This is a genomic window from Rhodanobacter umsongensis, assembly GCF_042654965.1.
In the GTDB taxonomy this organism is placed as follows: domain Bacteria; phylum Pseudomonadota; class Gammaproteobacteria; order Xanthomonadales; family Rhodanobacteraceae; genus Rhodanobacter; species Rhodanobacter umsongensis.
Genome location: NZ_JBHSMK010000013.1, coordinates 1 through 530 on the forward strand (window position 1 = coordinate 1; position 530 = coordinate 530).

At 56.2% G+C, this 530-nt stretch carries 1 protein-coding gene; it reads right to left on the bottom strand.

The window, feature by feature from the left end; genetic code table 11:
- Positions 1–11: 11 nt before the first annotated feature.
- Positions 12–530, bottom strand: a 519-nt coding sequence (locus tag ACFPME_RS17570; protein WP_377306995.1) for a hypothetical protein, incomplete at its 5' end; no start/stop codon positions are given.

The window sequence follows — 530 nt, forward strand, 5'->3', positions numbered from 1 at the left end:
TAACGCTTGAGTTAAGCGGCGCCGAAACCGCGTAGCGGTTTTGGCGTCCGCTTGGACGAACTGTTAGGGCGCAGTGCGGTGAGCCAAAACACCGCAGCCGAGGCGGCACCGCAAGCCCCCATGAATGCTACCAATTCCAGGTATTGCAGCCAGCCCGCGAAAGTAGGCATGCCGTTGACCAAAGTGGGGACGCCATCAATGGTTGCAGATGCGCCCCGTGAAAAACGCAGTGGCCAAGAAAGCATGGCAACCGGGAACGCACCCAATACGAAACCACTTGCGATAGTTGACCACCAGCGAACTGCGTTGCGCCAACGAAGCAAAAGGTAGGCCGGAATGCCAAGCACAAGTACGTAGGCTGCCGTGATTAATGCGCAAAGACTAAGGAAGTTTCCGGTACGAACCCAGATGTATGGATCGTTGGGTTTGAAGTTGGCGAATTGGTCCCACAGATACCAGCCGGTCATGAGACCGACCGGCACGAGGATTGCTGCAAGGAATGCGAGAGTGGTCTTCATGAGCCCTAACGC